Origin of the sequence: Phyllobacterium sp. UNC302MFCol5.2 (assembly GCF_000686005.1) — a bacterium.
In the GTDB taxonomy this organism is placed as follows: Bacteria; Pseudomonadota; Alphaproteobacteria; order Rhizobiales; family Rhizobiaceae; genus Phyllobacterium; species Phyllobacterium pellucidum.
Genome location: NZ_JMLL01000010.1, coordinates 1334907 through 1349948, shown reverse-complemented (window position 1 = coordinate 1349948; position 15042 = coordinate 1334907). Strand labels below are relative to the sequence as shown.

The following is a 15042-nucleotide window of genomic DNA, read 5'->3' as shown; positions in this document are numbered from 1 at the left end:
CGAGTGTGGATAGACTCACCACATGATGTGCAACACATTCAACAAACCTACAAGGAAAAGCCTATGGCTACCGTCAAGATCGACACCAGCAATTTTCAGTCCGATGTAATCCAGGCTGGCCAGCCTGTCGTCGTTGATTTTTGGGCGGAGTGGTGCGGCCCCTGCAAGATGATCGCGCCGGCCCTCGAGGAAATCGCTTCGGAGATGGAAGGCAAGGTCACGATCGCCAAGGTCAACATCGATGAGAATCCGGAACTGGCCGCCCAGTTCGGCGTCCGTTCCATCCCGACCCTTCTGATGTTCAAGGATGGCGAACTTGCCGCCAACCTCGTTGGTGCTGCTCCCAAGAGCAAGCTCAGCGACTGGATCAGAAATTCGGCTGCCTGATCAATCCGGACTGCACAATAAAAAACCCGGCCTTATGCCGGGTTTTTTATTGCGGCGGCGTGCCGTTATCCGAGAGCACTTCACCGGCAAGATAGAGCGAGCCGCCGATGAGGATGCGCGGCGCGGGCTCGCTGCAGTCCCAGCTATCTCGCAAGATTTTCAGGGCATTCTCCACCGAATGCACCGGCTCGGCGGAAAGACCCGCTTCATTGGCAGCGATTGCCAGCTCGTCGTGGGGGATGCCGGCGCCGCTAGAGCGGATCGGCACCGTATAGACGTGACGCGCCATGCCGGTGAATGCCTGGAAGTATCCCACCGGGTCCTTGGTATTGATCATGCCCGTAATGAGGAAAAGCGGGCGCTGGCTGCGGTCTTCAAGGGTGGCGATCGCCTCTGCGACCACGAGGCCCGCACCGGGATTGTGCCCGCCGTCGAGCCAGATCTCCGAACCGGGTACGGATAGTTCAACAAGCTTGCCCTTGACGAGGCGCTGCATGCGCGCCGGCCACTCCACGGTGGTCATGGCCCGCTCGACGGCCTGTTCGGGCACTTTAAAGCCGGCGGTCCGCACGGCCTGGATGGCCGCGGCCGCATTGGCCAGTTGATGGCGGCCAAGAAGGTTCGGCAGGGGCAGGTCCATCAGGCCGGTATTGTCCTGATAGATCATGCGGCCGCGCTCTTCGAAGCTCAGGAAATCCTGGCCATAGACGGCATAGGGGCAATCGCGCCGCTCTGCGGTCTCGATCAGGACCATGCGCACGGCTTCTTCGTCCTGCGCGCCAATAACGACGGGGCAACGCGGCTTGATAATGCCCGCCTTCTCGGCTGCAATGAGCTCCACACGATCGCCAAGATAGGGCTGGTGGTCGAGCGAGATCGGCATGATGACGCTGACCGCCGGCTCCGGGATCACATTTGTCGCGTCGAACCTTCCGCCAAGACCGACCTCAAGGACAACGGCGTCCGCCGGGTGCTCGGAAAAAAGCACAAAGGTGACTGCCGTCAAAATTTCAAAAACGGTGATCGCCTGCCCGGCGTTGGCTTCGGCGACGCGTTTCACCGCTTCCGCCAGAACCACATCCTCGACAATCTTGCCGCCGCCCGGTGCACCGAGCCTGTAACGCTCATGCCAGCGCACGAGATGGGGGGAGGTATGCACATGCGCGGTATAGCCCGCAGCCTCGAGCAGTGCGCGAGAGAAGGCTACCGCCGAACCCTTGCCGTTGGTCCCGGCGACATGGATCACCGGCGGGAGTCTCAGATGCGGATTGCCCAACGTGTCGAGCAGGCGTGTGATCCGGCCGAGCGACAGGTCGAAGCCCTTCGGGTGCAAGCCGAGCAGCCGTTCTATTTCCTTTTCAGCATGCGACGACATTGCACATCCGGCTTTAGGTATGGCGCAGCGGCATCAGGAATCGGCCTTGGCCGGAACCGGCAGAGCGGTGGTGGCGAGACCATTCGGCACATCGGTCTCCTCGGCAATTTCCGTCGCCGGCTGGCCCATCATCATCTTGAGGAGCCGGGCAATAGTCGTCTTGAGCTGCGGCCGCGGCACCACCATGTCGACCATGCCGTGGGTTTTCAAATATTCGGCGCGCTGGAAACCTTCCGGCAGTTTCTCGCGGATGGTCTGTTCGATGACGCGCTGCCCGGCAAAGCCGATCAGGGCGCCTGGTTCTGCAATATGGATATCGCCGAGCATGGCATAGGATGCGGAGACGCCGCCGGTCGTCGGATTGGTCAGGACGACGATATAGGGCAGGCCGGCTTCCTTCAGCATTTCCACGGCAACGGTGGTGCGCGGCAGCTGCATCAGCGAAAGAATGCCTTCCTGCATGCGCGCCCCGCCCGATGCGGCAAAGAGCACAAGCGGCTTCTTCTGTGCAATCGCTGTTTCAAAGCCCTTGATGATTGCCTCGCCTGCAGCCATTCCGAGCGAACCGCCCATGAAGCTGAAGTCGTGGATCGTGACGACGATCGGCAGACCCTCAATGGTGCCGAGCGCGTTGATGATTGCGTCGTCCTGCCCGGTCTTGGTGCGATGTTCCTTGAGGCGGTCGATATAGCGCTTCTCATCGCGGAATTTCAAAGGATCGATGGCGACCTTGGGCTGCTCGAGCGTCTCGAAAATCCCGTCATCGAAGAAAAAGCGCAGCCGATCACGCGCCGGAATGCGCATGTGGTGGCCGGAAGACGGCACGACCCACTGGTTCTTTTCGAGATCCGTGTGGAAGACCATCTCTCCGGACTCCGGATCCTTGATCCAGAGATTCTCCGGCATTTCACGGCGGCCAAGCATCGAGTTGATCTTTGGCCGAACGTAATTCGTGATCCAGTTCATGATCGGTCCTGTTCTTCCGTCAAAGGTTCAGGTGATTTAGAGCTTCTACTCGGCCGCCGCAAGGCGTACAGCCCTGACGCCGCTGGACAGGCCCTGCACCATGGTGGCAACTGCCTCGGCAGGATCGGCGACCAGCGAGCCATCGGGACGGATGGTATTGGCAACGGCATTGATGATCGCCGTACCGACGACGACACCGTCGGCGGCGCTGCCGATAACCTTTGCCTGTTCTGCGGTCTTGACGCCGAAACCGACGACGACCGGAAGGTCCGTGTGCTTCTTGATCCGCTCGACGGCGCTCGCAACCTTCGACGTGTCGGGAAGCGCCGAACCGGTGATGCCGGTCATCGATACGTAATAGACGAAGCCGGAGGTGTTCTGCAGCACTTTCGGCAGGCGCTTTTCGTCCGTCGTCGGCGTCGCCAGGCGAATGAAGTTGATCCCGGCCTTGATGGCGGGGATGCACAGCTCTTCATCCATTTCAGGCGGCAGGTCGACAATGATGAGACCATCGATTCCCGCAGCAACGGCATCCTTCAGGAAGCGGTCGACACCATAAATGTAGATGGGATTGTAGTAGCCCATCAGCACGATCGGGGTCGTATCGTCGCTCGCGCGAAACTGCCCGGCAAGCTCCAGGGTCTTGGTCAGGGTCATGCCTTTTTTCAGCGCCCGCAGGCCCGCAGCCTGAATGGCGGGGCCATCAGCCATGGGATCGGAAAAGGGCACGCCGAGTTCGATGATATCGGAACCCGAGACCGGCAACGACTTCATGATCTTGAGCGAGGTGTCGAAATCCGGGTCGCCGCCCATGAAGTAGGTCACGAGCGCCGGACGACCCTCGGCTTTCAGTGCAGCAAATTTCCTGTCGATACGCGTCGTCATGATCAGATGTCCATTCCAAGCAGTTTGCCGACCGTGTGTACGTCCTTGTCGCCGCGGCCGGATAGATTGACGATCATGATCTTGTCCTGCGCCATCTGCGGCGCGATCTTCACCGCGTGCGCGATGGCGTGGGCGGATTCGAGCGCCGGAATAATACCCTCTACGCGTGTGGTCAGCTGGAAGGCGTCGAGCGCCTCATTGTCAAGGATCGGCACGTAGGAAACGCGGCCCGTATCGCGCAGCCAGGAATGCTCCGGTCCGACGCCCGGATAATCGAGGCCGGCCGAAACCGAGTGGCCGTCAAGGATCTGGCCATCCTCATCCTGCAGGAGGTAGGTGCGGTTGCCGTGCAAAACGCCGGGACGGCCTGCGCTCATCGAGGCACAATGTTCGATACCGTCAAGCCCTCGTCCGCCAGCCTCGATGCCGATGATCTCGACGCTCTTGTCGTCGAGGAACGGGTGGAACAGGCCGATTGCGTTGGACCCGCCGCCGACGGCAGCAATGATCGTGTCGGGCAGGCGTCCCTCCTGTTCGAGGATCTGCTCGCGTGCCTCAATGCCGATGACGGACTGGAAGTCGCGAACGAGTTCGGGATAGGGATGGGGACCAGCGGCAGTGCCGATCAGGTAGTAGGTGTCGTCGACATTGGTGACCCAGTCGCGCAGCGCCTCGTTCATGGCATCCTTGAGCGTGCCATGGCCGGAGGAAACCGGCTTCACTTCGGCACCAAGCAGCTTCATGCGGAAGACGTTCGGCTTCTGCCGTTCGACGTCGGTCGCGCCCATATAGACGACGCAGGGGAGCCCGAAGCGGGCCGACACAGTCGCCGAGGCGACGCCATGCTGTCCGGCGCCGGTTTCGGCGATGATGCGGGTCTTGCCCATGCGCTTGGCGAGCAGGATTTGCCCCAGGCAATTGTTGATCTTGTGGCTGCCGGTGTGATTGAGGTCTTCGCGCTTGAAGTAGATCTTGGCGCCGCCATTGCCGCCCTTATCCTTGGCGAGCTGGCGCACGTGCCGGGTCAGGCCCTCGGCATAATAGAGCTTGGACGGGCGGCCGGCATAGTGCGTGGAAAGCGCCTGAAGCTCAGCCTTGAAGGCCGGATCATTCTTGGCGTCGTCATAGGCCTGCTGCAATTCAAGAATGAGCGGCATCAGCGTTTCGGCAACAAAGCGCCCGCCGAAAATGCCGAACATGCCCTCTTCGTCGGGACCTGTCTTGAATGAATTGGGCTCAACCACCTTGTTCACTGCTCCACTCCGTTCCTGGAATAGTCGCCGAAGCGACTGCCCGCCTTAAGCCGCATCGGCGCTTTTGGCAGCGCGCACGGCCCTGAAAAATTCCTTGATAAGCCCGACATCCTTAACGCCGGGCGCCGATTCGACGCCGGATGAAATATCAATGCCGCCCGGCAATGTCTCCTGCATTGCCTGGCCGATATTACCGGCATTCAGCCCGCCGGACAGAATGTAATCGAGCGAGCCGCCAAGCTCACTCAAGACCTGCCAATCGAACGCGACGCCATTGCCACCCGGCAAGGCCGAGCCTGCAGGTGCCTTGGCATCGAACATCAGCCGATCGGCGATGCCGATGTACGGTTCGATCTGCGCAAGGTCGCCGCGCTCGCGCAGCGAGAAGACCTTGATCACCGGGAGGCCATAACGCGCTTTCACCTGCCGCACGCGCGAGACGCTCTCGTGGCCGTGCAACTGCAGCATATCAGGCGCCATTTCCGAAACGATCGCATCGAGCGCGGCATCGTCGGCGTCAACGGTAACGGCAACGGCCTTTGCTCGGCCTGCGGCGGCGCGGCGCAGACGACCGGCCTCGGCAGGGTTAATATTGCGCGGGCTCTTTGCAAAGAAGATGAAGCCGATATGCGTGGCGCCACCGTCGAGGGCAGCGGCAACTGCTTCGTCGGTTTTCAATCCGCATATCTTTATATCAAGGCTCATGACCCGCCACTCGCATGAAAATGCGCCAAAGTCGAGGATTTTGCATCGGACTCTGTCACAGATGGTGGTGATAGCCCTTCGCGACAAGAAATTCGAACGCATCCGCGACGGATACGGGGATGGATTGCGCTGTCTGATAGCCCTTGATGGGGTAAATCCTCATGCGATGCACGTCGCCGACCATCTCGTTGATAAGGCCCTCAAGCGAATAGGCCGTCGTCGGTTGGTCTTCGAAACGGGTAAGTGGTGCGGTCACCAGCGTTGTAACTTCAGGCCATTGTGCATCCGCCGTGGCGCGGACGCGCCGCTGGGTCTGCGGCTTGGTGACCATGATGACCCGCTGGATATGCTCGCCGGCCATTGATCTGGCAAAGCGGATATTCTCGCCGATATTGGTGGCGTGGGGCTCGATGAGAATGGAGACGGCGGGCACGCCAAGATTGACGGCACGGTGCGCAAACGCCTCTGCCTCGCTGCTTTCATAAAGGTTGCCGGTCCAGTTGCCGGATTTGCCAGTAAAGAGAATGCGTGGCGCGAGACCCTGGTGAAACAATGCGGCGCAATGGTCGGCGACGCGCAGATCGTAGCTGCCGAGCCCGATGATCAGGTCCGCCTTGGCGAGCGGATCGTAGATGTGGTGATATTCCCACAGCGTTTTTGCGGCCTGCAAAACCGGCGTTGGAAGTTCCACTGCCATCAGCTGAAATCGATTGCCTGCAATGCGCCGCCATTGCGCTTCAGCCAGGCCTTGCAGCGCTCGGTATCCGGGCAAAGTTCGCCGCACAGCTTCCAGAATCTCGGACCGTGGTTCATTTCCTTAAGGTGGGCGACCTCGTGCGCGACCAGATAATTGATGATCGGCGGCGGTGCCATCATGATGCGCCAGGAAAAGGACAGCGTGCCATCGGAGGTACAGGAGCCCCAGCGGCTTTTCGTATCCTTCAACCGCACCGTTTTTGCGCGTCGGCCGACAGCCGCAGTATGGCGCGCGACGAGCATTTCAAGGTCGCGGCGGGCTTCCCGCTTGAGGAAATCGCCGACGCGGCGGGCAAGATGCGGGCGGTCACCGCAAACGATGAGCAATGGCCCGTCTGGTCCCGGCTCCTGCCGCACCGTGCCGCGCTTGGCGGGTTCGTGAACGATGAGATGCGGCACACCTCGCACCGGTATCTTCACGCCGGGGCGCACCTTGGGCTGGTCGGGCATCTTGGAGATGCGGGTCTCGATCCAACCCTCGTGGCGCGTGAGGAACTTATCGATCTCTCGCGCCGGCATGCCGGGCGGCACGGTCATGCGCAGCCCCTTGCCACCGGCGTCGATCCGCAGCGTCAAGCGTGTAGCGCGAGGGTTCTCCATGACGCGCAGCGGCAGAACGCGCCCGGCCACCTCATAGCTGCGTTCAGCCGTAAGCGTTGCGGACTTTTTCGGTGGGTTCCGAAACAGGGACAGGATCATTCGGCCACTTTAGTTGATTCGAGGGGTGTCGCCAGCCAAAACAGGAGCGGCGCCGGGACATCCCGGCGCCGCCTCATACAGCAACGAACGATTGAAACAGGGTTATTCGCCGTTGCCTTCATTCACATCAGGAACCGATCCCGAAGGCTTCCTGGCGTTGCGATCGGCCATGAAGCGGTCGAATTCTTCCCTGTCCTTGGCGCGGCGCAGTTCCTGCGCATAGGTCTCGAACTCGGCGCGCATCTCTTCGAGCTTGCGGCGTTCCTCGTCGAGGCGCTCCAGTTCCTTCTCGCGCCATTCGTCGAAGGCGACGTTGCCGGTGCCGAACGGACCCCTGCCGAAACGCTGCGAACGGCGATTGCGGCGCCACGCACCGCAAACGTTTTCAGCGGCATTGTTCATTTCGTGTTTGAAACCGCCAAACCGGTTGCCCCAGACAATGTAGGCAAGCATGGCTAAGCCAAGCGGCCAGAACAGCATGAAACCGATAATCATCAGAGCGATGGTCGCCGGGGTCCAGCCTGGCCGGATCAAAGCAGCATTGTTCATCTAAAGCCCTTCCTTACTGAAGAAAGCCCGACCCCGATTGGTCGATCGATTACGACATGGGAAGGAAAATTTGGCTTTTCAAGAAAACGTGACTCCAAATGCGACAAGCCTTTGGAATCAGACCGCTTTCTTTACGTGATCGAGCCAATAGACGAGCAGGCCCGCAACGAGCGCCCAGAAGGCCGCGCCGATTCCCGCGATCGAGATGCCGGATGCCGTGACCGCGAAGGTCACGATTGCTGCAAGGCGCTCCTTTTCTACCTTGAGCGCGAGCGACAGCGCGTTGGTAAATGCACCGATAAGGGCGAGGCCGGCGACGAGCGCGATCAGCGGCGCCGGCAGAACTGCGAAGAGCGCGACGAGGGAGGCGCCGAAGATCGCAAATATCAGATAGGAAAGCGCATAGAACGGTCCCGTCAGCCAACGCTTCTGCGGGTCAGGATGGGCATCGGGACCGGTGCATATGGCGGCCGAGATTGCCGCCATATTGCTGGTGTGCCCACCAAAGGGCGCGCTCAGCAGCGAGACAAGGCCGGTCACCTGCAAAGCCGCGGCCGTCGGCGGCTCGTAACCTGCCGCGCGCAAGACCGCAAAACCCGGCAGGTTCTGCGAAGCCATGGTGACGAGATAAAGCGGCAGGGCAAGGCCGATCATGGCGCGCAGGTCGAACACCGGCATGATCAGCGTCAATGTCGACAGTTCGACCGAGGGGACGCTTGCCACGCGCCCGCTGGCAAAGGCGTATACCACGCCGCCGAAGAGTACCGCGAGGACGGCCATGGCAGGGTTATAAAGCCGGATGATGAAGAACAGCGCCGCCAGCGGCAAAACAAAGAGCGGATCAATCGGTATGGTTCGCGCCGCGCCGATGAGGAAGGCAAAGAGCACGCCGGCAAGCATGCCCGAGGCGATGGAAGCCGGGATCTTCGAGACGAAAGCCGAGACCGGCTTGATCAACCCCGTAAGGATGATGGCAAGGGCGGTAACGATAAAGGCGCCGACGGCCTCGGGCATCGTAAAGCCGATCGACCCGCCGATAAGCGCAAGGCCGGGGGTCGACCATGCACTGATGATCGGCATTTTGTAGCGCCAGCTGAGGTAGCCGGTGGCGAAGAACATGGCGAGACAGACGGCGGTGACCCAGCTTGCGGTCTCGGCCTGTGTCGCGCCCAGCGCCTGCGCCGCCGCGATAATCAGCGCCAGTGTACCGCCAAAACCGACGACCGCAGCAACGACGGCAGAAGCAACCACTGAAAAGCGCATGAGGGTGACCTATTGAACGGGCGGGCGGGACTTTGGATGGGTGATGCGATCGACCATTGAAGACACGGTTCGCGTCAGAAGTTCAAGGTCCTGCGGGCGGGAAAGGCGGTGGTCGCCGTCGCGAACGAGGGTGATCGTCACGTCGTCGACGGGAAGATGATCGACGAGTCGCAACGCATGGCGATAGGGAACGTCGTCGTCCTTCATGCCTTGGAGAATGTGAATGGGGCAGTCGGTCTGGATGACGCCCTTCAATACCTGGTTGGTACGCCCGTCTTCGAGCAGCTTCTTCGTGTAGATATAGGGCTCCGGCGAATACTCCGACGGCTCTTCCATATAGCCAAGCTCGGCGATCTGCCGCCGCTGCTTGTTGGTCAGTTGCGGCTCTACCAGCTCCGAGGTGAAGTCGGGCGCCGGCGCAATAAGAACGAGGCCGGCGACCCGTCCGCCTTCACCGACCTTCTGCAGTTCTTCGATGAGGCGTAGGGCAATCCAGCCGCCCATCGACGAGCCGATTACGATCTGGGGCCCGGAGGTGAACTCGCGGAACACCGCCAGCGTCTGTTCGAGCCAGAGCGAAATCGTGCCGTCGCGGAATTCACCGCGGGATTCGCCATGCCCGGAATAGTCGTGCCGAAGATAGGCAAGGCCGTTGCTTGCAGCCCATTGATCGAGCCATTCGGCCTTGGTGCCGAGCATGTCCGAGCGATAGCCGCCGAGCCAGACGAGACCGGGTTCGCCTCCTCTCCGCCTGCGGTAGGCAATCTCGATCCCATCGACGGTGTGGAACTGGGGTGGGGTAATGTCCATGAGCATGCCTGTCATCTATCGCTATACTGCCTTTTGCCATGTTCGCATCTGGCAATAAAGCCCGCGATATTGCATAAAACTGAAACAATCCTATGTCTGTCATGGATGATTTATCCCGAAAAAAATGGTATTCGCATGGACCCGACGCATAGAAGCATTGCGGCGCTGGTCCGACGGTGCTATTTGCGTTGACCGAAATAATTCAAGGAGACTACTGCCATTCGCCGACCCTTTAGAGCACAGGCGGTCCAGAAAGATGGACCTCGTTCGAACCGCGATATCCGCGTACCTCAGGTACAATTGATCGATGCCGAAGGTGAAAACCACGGTATCGTTACCATTCAGGCAGCACTGGCCATGGCCGATGAGGCCGGACTTGATCTCGTCGAGATCGTCCCCAATGCCGAGCCGCCGGTTTGCAAGATCGTCGATCTGGGCAAGCTGAAGTACCAGGGCCAGAAGAAGGCCGCTGAGGCGCGCAAGAAGCAGAAGACCGTCGAAATCAAAGAAATCAAGATGCGTCCGAACATCGATACGCATGACTATGATGTGAAGATGAAGGCGATCAAGCGGTTCTTCGATGAGGGCGACAAGGTCAAGGTAACACTGCGTTTCCGCGGCCGCGAAATGGCGCACCAGGAACTCGGCATGCGTCTGCTCGACCGGGTGAAGGAAGACACTGTCGAGATTTCCAAGGTCGAGGCGGAGCCAAAGCTTGAAGGCCGCCAGATGATGATGGTGCTCGCACCGCGCTGACAGGCGCTTTCCTCGGATCAAGAGCCGCCTTCGGGCGGCTTTTTCATTTACAATCGGCCTTGATCGATTCAGTTGTTGCGCTTTTTCAGACTTCTGGTAATAAGGCCCCGTTCAAACCGCCCGGCAGGGCATGCCGTGGCGGTTTTGTATGCTTTCAGGCTTTGGTCGGCCTGAAGTGGAAAAGCAGGAGCCGCCGTTTCATGGAAACGACAGGGCTCCTTTAGAAGAATGGAGTAGCAAAATGCCCAAGATGAAGACCAAATCTGCTGCCAAGAAGCGGTTCAAAGTAACCGGGACTGGCAAAGTCAAAGCCGCCGCCGCTGGCAAACGCCATGGCATGATCAAACGTTCGAACAAATTCATCCGTGACGCACGTGGCACAATGGTTCTTTCCGATGCCGATGCGAAGATCGTGAAGAAGTTCTTGCCCAACGGCCTCTAAGCCGGGCGCGTTTTTAGTCCTTAAGACAAGGAGATCATATCATGGCACGTGTAAAACGGGGCGTTACGTCCCACGCCAAGCACAAAAAAGTTCTGAAGCAGGCCGAGGGTTTCCGTGGCCGCCGCAAGAATACGATCCGCACCGCAAAGGCTGCCGTTGACCGTTCGAAGCAATACGCTTATCGCGACCGCAAGAACAAGAAGCGCACGTTCCGCGCGCTCTGGACCCAGCGCATCAATGCCGCCGTGCGCGAGCATGGCCTGACCTACAGCCGTTTCATCGACGGCCTGTCGAAGTCGGGTATCGAAGTCGACCGTAAGGTTCTGTCGGATCTCGCGATCCACGAGCCGGAAGCATTCGGTGCACTCGTCGCTTCTGCCAAGAAGGCGCTTGAGTACCTCAAGAACACCACTCCGAACGCTTTTGAAGGCGCTGTCCACTAAGCCCAGCGCTCCCAAAGCATTTTCGGAAAATTAGACTTGGGAAACCCGCGCTGGCTCGGCTGGCGCGGGTTTTTCGATTTTTGTCATTGACGATCAGACAGGTGATGAACGATGGACGACCTGGTAGAACTGGAAAGCGTGCTTGTCGCGCAGATTGAGGCAGCCAATGACGAAGCGGCCATTGAGGCCGTACGCATTGCTGCACTCGGCAAGAAGGGCTCGATCTCGGAGAAGCTGAAGTCGCTGGGCGCAATGTCGCCGGAAGAGCGCCAGTTCCAGGGCCCGGCCATCAATGGCCTGAAGAACCGGATCACCGAAGCGCTGACGGCCCGCAAGGCCGCCCTCAAGGATGTGGCCATCGCTCTTCGTCTCGAAAAGGAAAAGGTCGACATCACGCTGCCGGTCCGCGCCTCTCCGGTCGAGCGCGGCCGCATCCATCCAATCAGCCAGGTCATCGACGAGATCACGGCAATCTTCGCCGACATGGGCTTCTCCATTGCCGAAGGGCCGGACATCGAGACCGACTATTACAATTTCACAGCGCTGAATTTTCCGGAAGGCCATCCGGCGCGCGAGATGCACGACACCTTCTTCTTCAATCCGGATGCCAACGGCGAACGGCGTGTGTTGCGCACGCATACGAGCCCGGTTCAGGTCCGCACCATGGAGAACCAGAAGCCGCCGATTCGCATCGTTATTCCGGGCAAGACCTATCGCATGGATTCCGACGCGACCCATTCGCCGATGTTCCATCAGGTCGAAGGCCTCGTCATCGACAAGACGGCGAATGTCGCCAACATGAAATGGGTGCTCGAAGAGTTCTGCAAGGCGTTCTTCGAAGTGCCGTCGTTGAAGATGCGCTTCCGTCCATCCTATTTCCCGTTTACCGAGCCATCGCTTGAGGTCGACATCCAGTGCGATCGCTCCGGCAAGGAAGTGAAGTTCGGCGAGGGCAATGACTGGATGGAGATTCTTGGCTGCGGCATGGTGCATCCGAATGTGCTGCGCGCCGGCGGCCTCGATCCCGATGAGTATCAGGGCTTTGCCTGGGGCATGGGCATCGACCGCATTGCCATGTTGAAATACGGCATGCCGGATCTGCGCGCTTTCTTCGATGCGGATGTCCGCTGGCTTTCGCATTACGGCTTCCGTCCGCTCGACATGCCGACCCTGTTTGGGGGCCTCAGCGCGTGAGCGGAGCGCTAAAAACCTGTTTCCGGTGCGAGCGGCTTGGCCTTGTCGAAACGCTCCAACGCTAAAATCTGAAAACGAGTGAAATCATGAAATTCACACTCTCCTGGCTAAAAGACCACCTCGAAACCGATGCGCCGCTCGACAAGATTGTCGAGACCCTGACGATGATCGGGCTCGAAGTGGAATCGCTCGACGACAAGGCGGCCTTGAAGCCCTTTGTCATTGCCAAGGTGCTGACTGCGGCCCGCCATCCCGACGCCGACAAATTGCAGGTTCTGACCGTCGACACGGGCGACGGCAAACCGCTACAGGTTGTCTGCGGCGCACCCAATGCGCGCGCCGGCTTGATCGGCGCGTTTGCGTCGCCCGGCACCTATGTCCCGGGCATTGATATTACACTGTCGGTCGGCAAGATTCGCGGTGTCGAGAGCCATGGCATGATGTGTTCGGAACGCGAATTGCAGATGTCTGACGAGCACAATGGCATTATCGACCTGCCGGAAGACGCACCTGTCGGCACCAGCTTTGCCGCCTATGCCGGGCTTGACGATCCTGTCATCGAGATCAATCTCACGCCCAACCGTCCGGATTGCACCAGTGTCTATGGCATCGCGCGCGACCTGGCTGCCGCCGGGATCGGCAACCTCAGGCAACAGGCGATAGCGCCGGTGAAGGGAACGGGCGAGCCTCAGGTTGGCGTTTCACTCGATCTTGATAGCCACCTTTGCCCGGGTTTCGCCTGGCGCACGGTCAAGGGCGTCAAGAATGGCCATAGCCCGCAATGGCTGCAACAGCGGCTGATTGCCATTGGCCTGCGGCCGATCAATGCGCTTGTCGATATTACCAATTACTTGACCTTCGACCGCGGCCGACCCCTGCACGTGTTCGACGCCGACAAGGTGAAGGGCGATCTTACTGTTCGCCATGCCAGGGCAGGGGAGGAAATCCTCGGCCTCAATGGCAAGGAGTACAAGCTCGGCCCGGACAATGTCGTTATCGCCGATGCGGATGGGGTCGAGTCGATCGGCGGCATCATGGGCGGCGAACATTCCGGCTGCGACGAGAACACCACCAATGTGGTGATTGAATCGGCCCTGTGGGATGCGATGAACATCGCTCGTACCGGCCGCAATCTAGGCATCATCACCGATGCGCGTTACCGCTTCGAGCGCGGTGTCGATCCGGAGTTCATGATTCCGGGGCTGGAACTGGCAACGCAGCTTGTGCTCGATTTCTGCGGCGGAACGCCGTCGGAGGCAAAGGTCGTCGGTTATGAAGGCCCCACGCCGAAGGTGGTCCGCTTCCCGCTATCGGACGTCAAGCGTCTGACCGGCATCGAGGTGCCCGCCGCAACCAGTCTCGACATCCTTTCGCGCCTGGGTTTCGTGCCACAAGGCACGGGCGAGGCTGTGGACGTGATCGTGCCCTCCTGGCGTCCCGATATCGACGGTAAGGCCGATCTCGTCGAGGAGGTCATGCGTATTCACGGCGTCGATCTCATCGAACCGCAAGCGTTGCCGAGCCATGCGACGGTCAACGGCAAGATTCTGACGATCCTGCAGATCCGCACCCGCCACGCCCGCCGGGCATTGGCAACGCGGGGCATGATGGAGGCTGTCACCTGGTCGTTCATTTCCGAAACGGCGGCCAAGGCATTTGGTGGCGGCCAGCCGGAATTGAAGCTCGCCAATCCGATCGCTTCCGATATGTCGGACATGCGCCCCTCCCTGCTGCCCGGCCTGCTTGCTGCCGCCCAGCGCAATGCCGATCGCGGCTTTAGCGATCTTGCCCTGTTCGAGGTTTCTGGAACCTATGAGGGCGACACACCGGAAGCGCAGCGGCGCGTTGCCGCTGGGGTTCGCCGTGGCACCGCCCGTCTCGACGGGTCAGGCCGCCATTGGTCCGGCAATGCCGCGCCCGTTGGCGTTTTCGACGCCAAGGCCGATGCGCTCGCCGTGCTCGAGGCTTGCGGCGCGCCGGTGGACAAGCTGCAGATCGAATCCGGTGCTCCCGGCTGGTACCATCCCGGACGGTCGGGGGTAATCAAGCTTGGTCCCAAAGTGGTTCTCGGCACCTTTGGCGAGTTCCATCCGAAGACGCTGGAAACGCTCGATGTCGGCGGCACGCTCTGTGGCTTCGAGGTTTTCATCGACGCTATCCCGGAGCCGAAGCTGAAGGCGACGCGTACCAAGCCCGCGCTTAACCTATCCGATTTCCAGGCGCTTCGCCGCGACTTTGCGTTCATCGTCGACAAGGGCGTTGAAGCTGGCGCAATCGTCAAGGCCGCTCTCAACGGCGACAAGAAGCTGGTGACAGGCGTTCAGGTCTTCGACGTGTTCGAAGGTGCGTCGCTGGGCGCAGACAAGAAGTCCGTGGCGATCGAGGTGGCGATCCAGCCGCAGGAGCGCACGCTGAACGACGAGGATCTGGAGGCGCTTTCGAAGCGGATTGTCGAGAATGTAGCCAAGCAGACCGGGGGCGTATTGAGGGGATAACCCCCCTCCCCGGACCACGTCGTTTCACTGCTATCGCGGGTCATTTGCGATCCGCCTGGGTCCT

At 60.2% G+C, this 15042-nt stretch carries 16 protein-coding genes; 6 read left to right on the top strand and 10 right to left on the bottom strand.

Features of this window, described 5'->3' with window-relative positions:
• Positions 1 to 63 precede the first annotated feature (63 nt).
• Positions 64 to 387 (top strand): thioredoxin, encoded by a 324-nt coding sequence (trxA, locus tag BR48_RS0108460; RefSeq protein WP_027230897.1) that lies wholly within the window; start codon positions 64 to 66, stop codon positions 385 to 387.
• Between the two features lie 46 nt (positions 388 to 433).
• Here trxA and BR48_RS0108455 read toward each other — a convergent pair whose 3' ends face one another.
• The 10 genes from BR48_RS0108455 to BR48_RS0108410 all read right to left on the bottom strand — a co-directional run bounded on the left by BR48_RS0108455 (position 434) and on the right by BR48_RS0108410 (position 9663).
• On the bottom strand, positions 434 to 1762 hold the full coding sequence (locus BR48_RS0108455; RefSeq protein ID WP_036813562.1) for a folylpolyglutamate synthase/dihydrofolate synthase family protein: 1329 nt from the start codon (positions 1760 to 1762) through the stop codon (positions 434 to 436).
• Between the two features lie 33 nt (positions 1763 to 1795).
• Positions 1796 to 2728 carry an acetyl-CoA carboxylase, carboxyltransferase subunit beta gene (gene accD, locus BR48_RS0108450; RefSeq protein ID WP_027230895.1) on the bottom strand — a complete coding sequence of 311 codons (933 nt, stop codon included), beginning with the start codon at positions 2726 to 2728 and terminating at the stop codon, positions 1796 to 1798.
• 45 nt (positions 2729 to 2773) lie between these two features.
• The gene (gene trpA, locus BR48_RS0108445) at positions 2774 to 3613 is read right to left on the bottom strand and encodes a tryptophan synthase subunit alpha (protein ID WP_027230894.1); all 840 of its coding nucleotides are present in this window, start codon (positions 3611 to 3613) and stop codon (positions 2774 to 2776) included.
• A 2-nt stretch (positions 3614 to 3615) separates the two neighbouring features.
• Entirely contained in the window at positions 3616 to 4866 is a 1251-nt protein-coding gene (gene trpB, locus BR48_RS0108440) for a tryptophan synthase subunit beta (RefSeq protein WP_027230893.1), read from the bottom strand.
• A 45-nt stretch (positions 4867 to 4911) separates the two neighbouring features.
• Entirely contained in the window at positions 4912 to 5571 is a 660-nt protein-coding gene (locus BR48_RS0108435; RefSeq protein ID WP_027230892.1) for a phosphoribosylanthranilate isomerase, read from the bottom strand.
• A 55-nt stretch (positions 5572 to 5626) separates the two neighbouring features.
• Positions 5627 to 6268, bottom strand: coding sequence for a YdcF family protein (locus BR48_RS0108430; RefSeq protein WP_027230891.1), 642 nt, complete (start codon positions 6266 to 6268; stop codon positions 5627 to 5629).
• Entirely contained in the window at positions 6268 to 7026 is a 759-nt protein-coding gene (locus tag BR48_RS0108425) for a M48 family metallopeptidase (RefSeq protein WP_027230890.1), read from the bottom strand. The genes BR48_RS0108430 and BR48_RS0108425 overlap by 1 nt, the downstream gene beginning before the upstream one ends.
• Before the next feature lie 102 nt (positions 7027 to 7128).
• Positions 7129 to 7575 (bottom strand): DUF2852 domain-containing protein, encoded by a 447-nt coding sequence (locus BR48_RS0108420; RefSeq protein ID WP_027230889.1) that lies wholly within the window; start codon positions 7573 to 7575, stop codon positions 7129 to 7131.
• 117 nt (positions 7576 to 7692) lie between these two features.
• Entirely contained in the window at positions 7693 to 8838 is a 1146-nt protein-coding gene (locus tag BR48_RS0108415) for a benzoate/H(+) symporter BenE family transporter (protein WP_027230888.1), read from the bottom strand.
• A 9-nt stretch (positions 8839 to 8847) separates the two neighbouring features.
• On the bottom strand, positions 8848 to 9663 hold the full coding sequence (locus BR48_RS0108410) for an alpha/beta hydrolase (RefSeq protein ID WP_027230887.1): 816 nt from the start codon (positions 9661 to 9663) through the stop codon (positions 8848 to 8850).
• Positions 9664 to 9867: 204 nt separating this feature from the next.
• On the opposite strand from BR48_RS0108410, the gene infC reads away from it, so the two are divergent.
• The 5 genes from infC (at position 9868) to pheT (ending at position 14978) form a co-directional block, all read left to right on the top strand.
• The gene (infC, locus tag BR48_RS24155; protein WP_036813559.1) at positions 9868 to 10404 is read left to right on the top strand and encodes a translation initiation factor IF-3; all 537 of its coding nucleotides are present in this window, start codon (positions 9868 to 9870) and stop codon (positions 10402 to 10404) included.
• Positions 10405 to 10645: 241 nt separating this feature from the next.
• Positions 10646 to 10846, top strand: coding sequence for a 50S ribosomal protein L35 (rpmI, locus tag BR48_RS0108400; protein ID WP_027230885.1), 201 nt, complete (start codon positions 10646 to 10648; stop codon positions 10844 to 10846).
• 41 nt (positions 10847 to 10887) lie between these two features.
• Positions 10888 to 11289: a 50S ribosomal protein L20 gene (gene rplT, locus BR48_RS0108395; RefSeq protein WP_027230884.1), complete on the top strand. Its 402-nt coding sequence runs from the start codon at positions 10888 to 10890 to the stop codon at positions 11287 to 11289.
• Positions 11290 to 11400: 111 nt separating this feature from the next.
• Positions 11401 to 12483: a phenylalanine--tRNA ligase subunit alpha gene (pheS, locus tag BR48_RS0108390; RefSeq protein ID WP_027230883.1), complete on the top strand. Its 1083-nt coding sequence runs from the start codon at positions 11401 to 11403 to the stop codon at positions 12481 to 12483.
• 86 nt (positions 12484 to 12569) lie between these two features.
• Complete coding sequence (pheT, locus tag BR48_RS0108385) at positions 12570 to 14978, top strand: phenylalanine--tRNA ligase subunit beta (protein ID WP_027230882.1); 2409 nt, start codon at positions 12570 to 12572, stop codon at positions 14976 to 14978.
• The last annotated feature ends 64 nt before the right edge of the window (positions 14979 to 15042 follow it).

Bases quoted from the DNA above. Each gene is read 5' to 3' on its own strand.
- trxA (WP_027230897.1), top strand. From the start codon at position 64: ATGGCTACCGTCAAGATCGACACCAGCAATTTTCAGTCCGATGTAATC.
- BR48_RS0108455 (WP_036813562.1), bottom strand. From the start codon at position 1,762: ATGTCGTCGCATGCTGAAAAGGAAATAGAACGGCTGCTCGGCTTGCAC.
- accD (WP_027230895.1), bottom strand. From the start codon at position 2,728: ATGAACTGGATCACGAATTACGTTCGGCCAAAGATCAACTCGATGCTT.
- trpA (WP_027230894.1), bottom strand. From the start codon at position 3,613: ATGACGACGCGTATCGACAGGAAATTTGCTGCACTGAAAGCCGAGGGT.
- BR48_RS0108435 (WP_027230892.1), bottom strand. From the start codon at position 5,571: ATGAGCCTTGATATAAAGATATGCGGATTGAAAACCGACGAAGCAGTT.
- BR48_RS0108430 (WP_027230891.1), bottom strand. From the start codon at position 6,268: ATGGCAGTGGAACTTCCAACGCCGGTTTTGCAGGCCGCAAAAACGCTG.
- BR48_RS0108425 (WP_027230890.1), bottom strand. From the start codon at position 7,026: ATGATCCTGTCCCTGTTTCGGAACCCACCGAAAAAGTCCGCAACGCTT.
- BR48_RS0108420 (WP_027230889.1), bottom strand. From the start codon at position 7,575: ATGAACAATGCTGCTTTGATCCGGCCAGGCTGGACCCCGGCGACCATC.
- BR48_RS0108415 (WP_027230888.1), bottom strand. From the start codon at position 8,838: ATGCGCTTTTCAGTGGTTGCTTCTGCCGTCGTTGCTGCGGTCGTCGGT.
- BR48_RS0108410 (WP_027230887.1), bottom strand. From the start codon at position 9,663: ATGACAGGCATGCTCATGGACATTACCCCACCCCAGTTCCACACCGTC.
- rpmI (WP_027230885.1), top strand. From the start codon at position 10,646: ATGCCCAAGATGAAGACCAAATCTGCTGCCAAGAAGCGGTTCAAAGTA.
- rplT (WP_027230884.1), top strand. From the start codon at position 10,888: ATGGCACGTGTAAAACGGGGCGTTACGTCCCACGCCAAGCACAAAAAA.
- pheS (WP_027230883.1), top strand. From the start codon at position 11,401: ATGGACGACCTGGTAGAACTGGAAAGCGTGCTTGTCGCGCAGATTGAG.
- pheT (WP_027230882.1), top strand. From the start codon at position 12,570: ATGAAATTCACACTCTCCTGGCTAAAAGACCACCTCGAAACCGATGCG.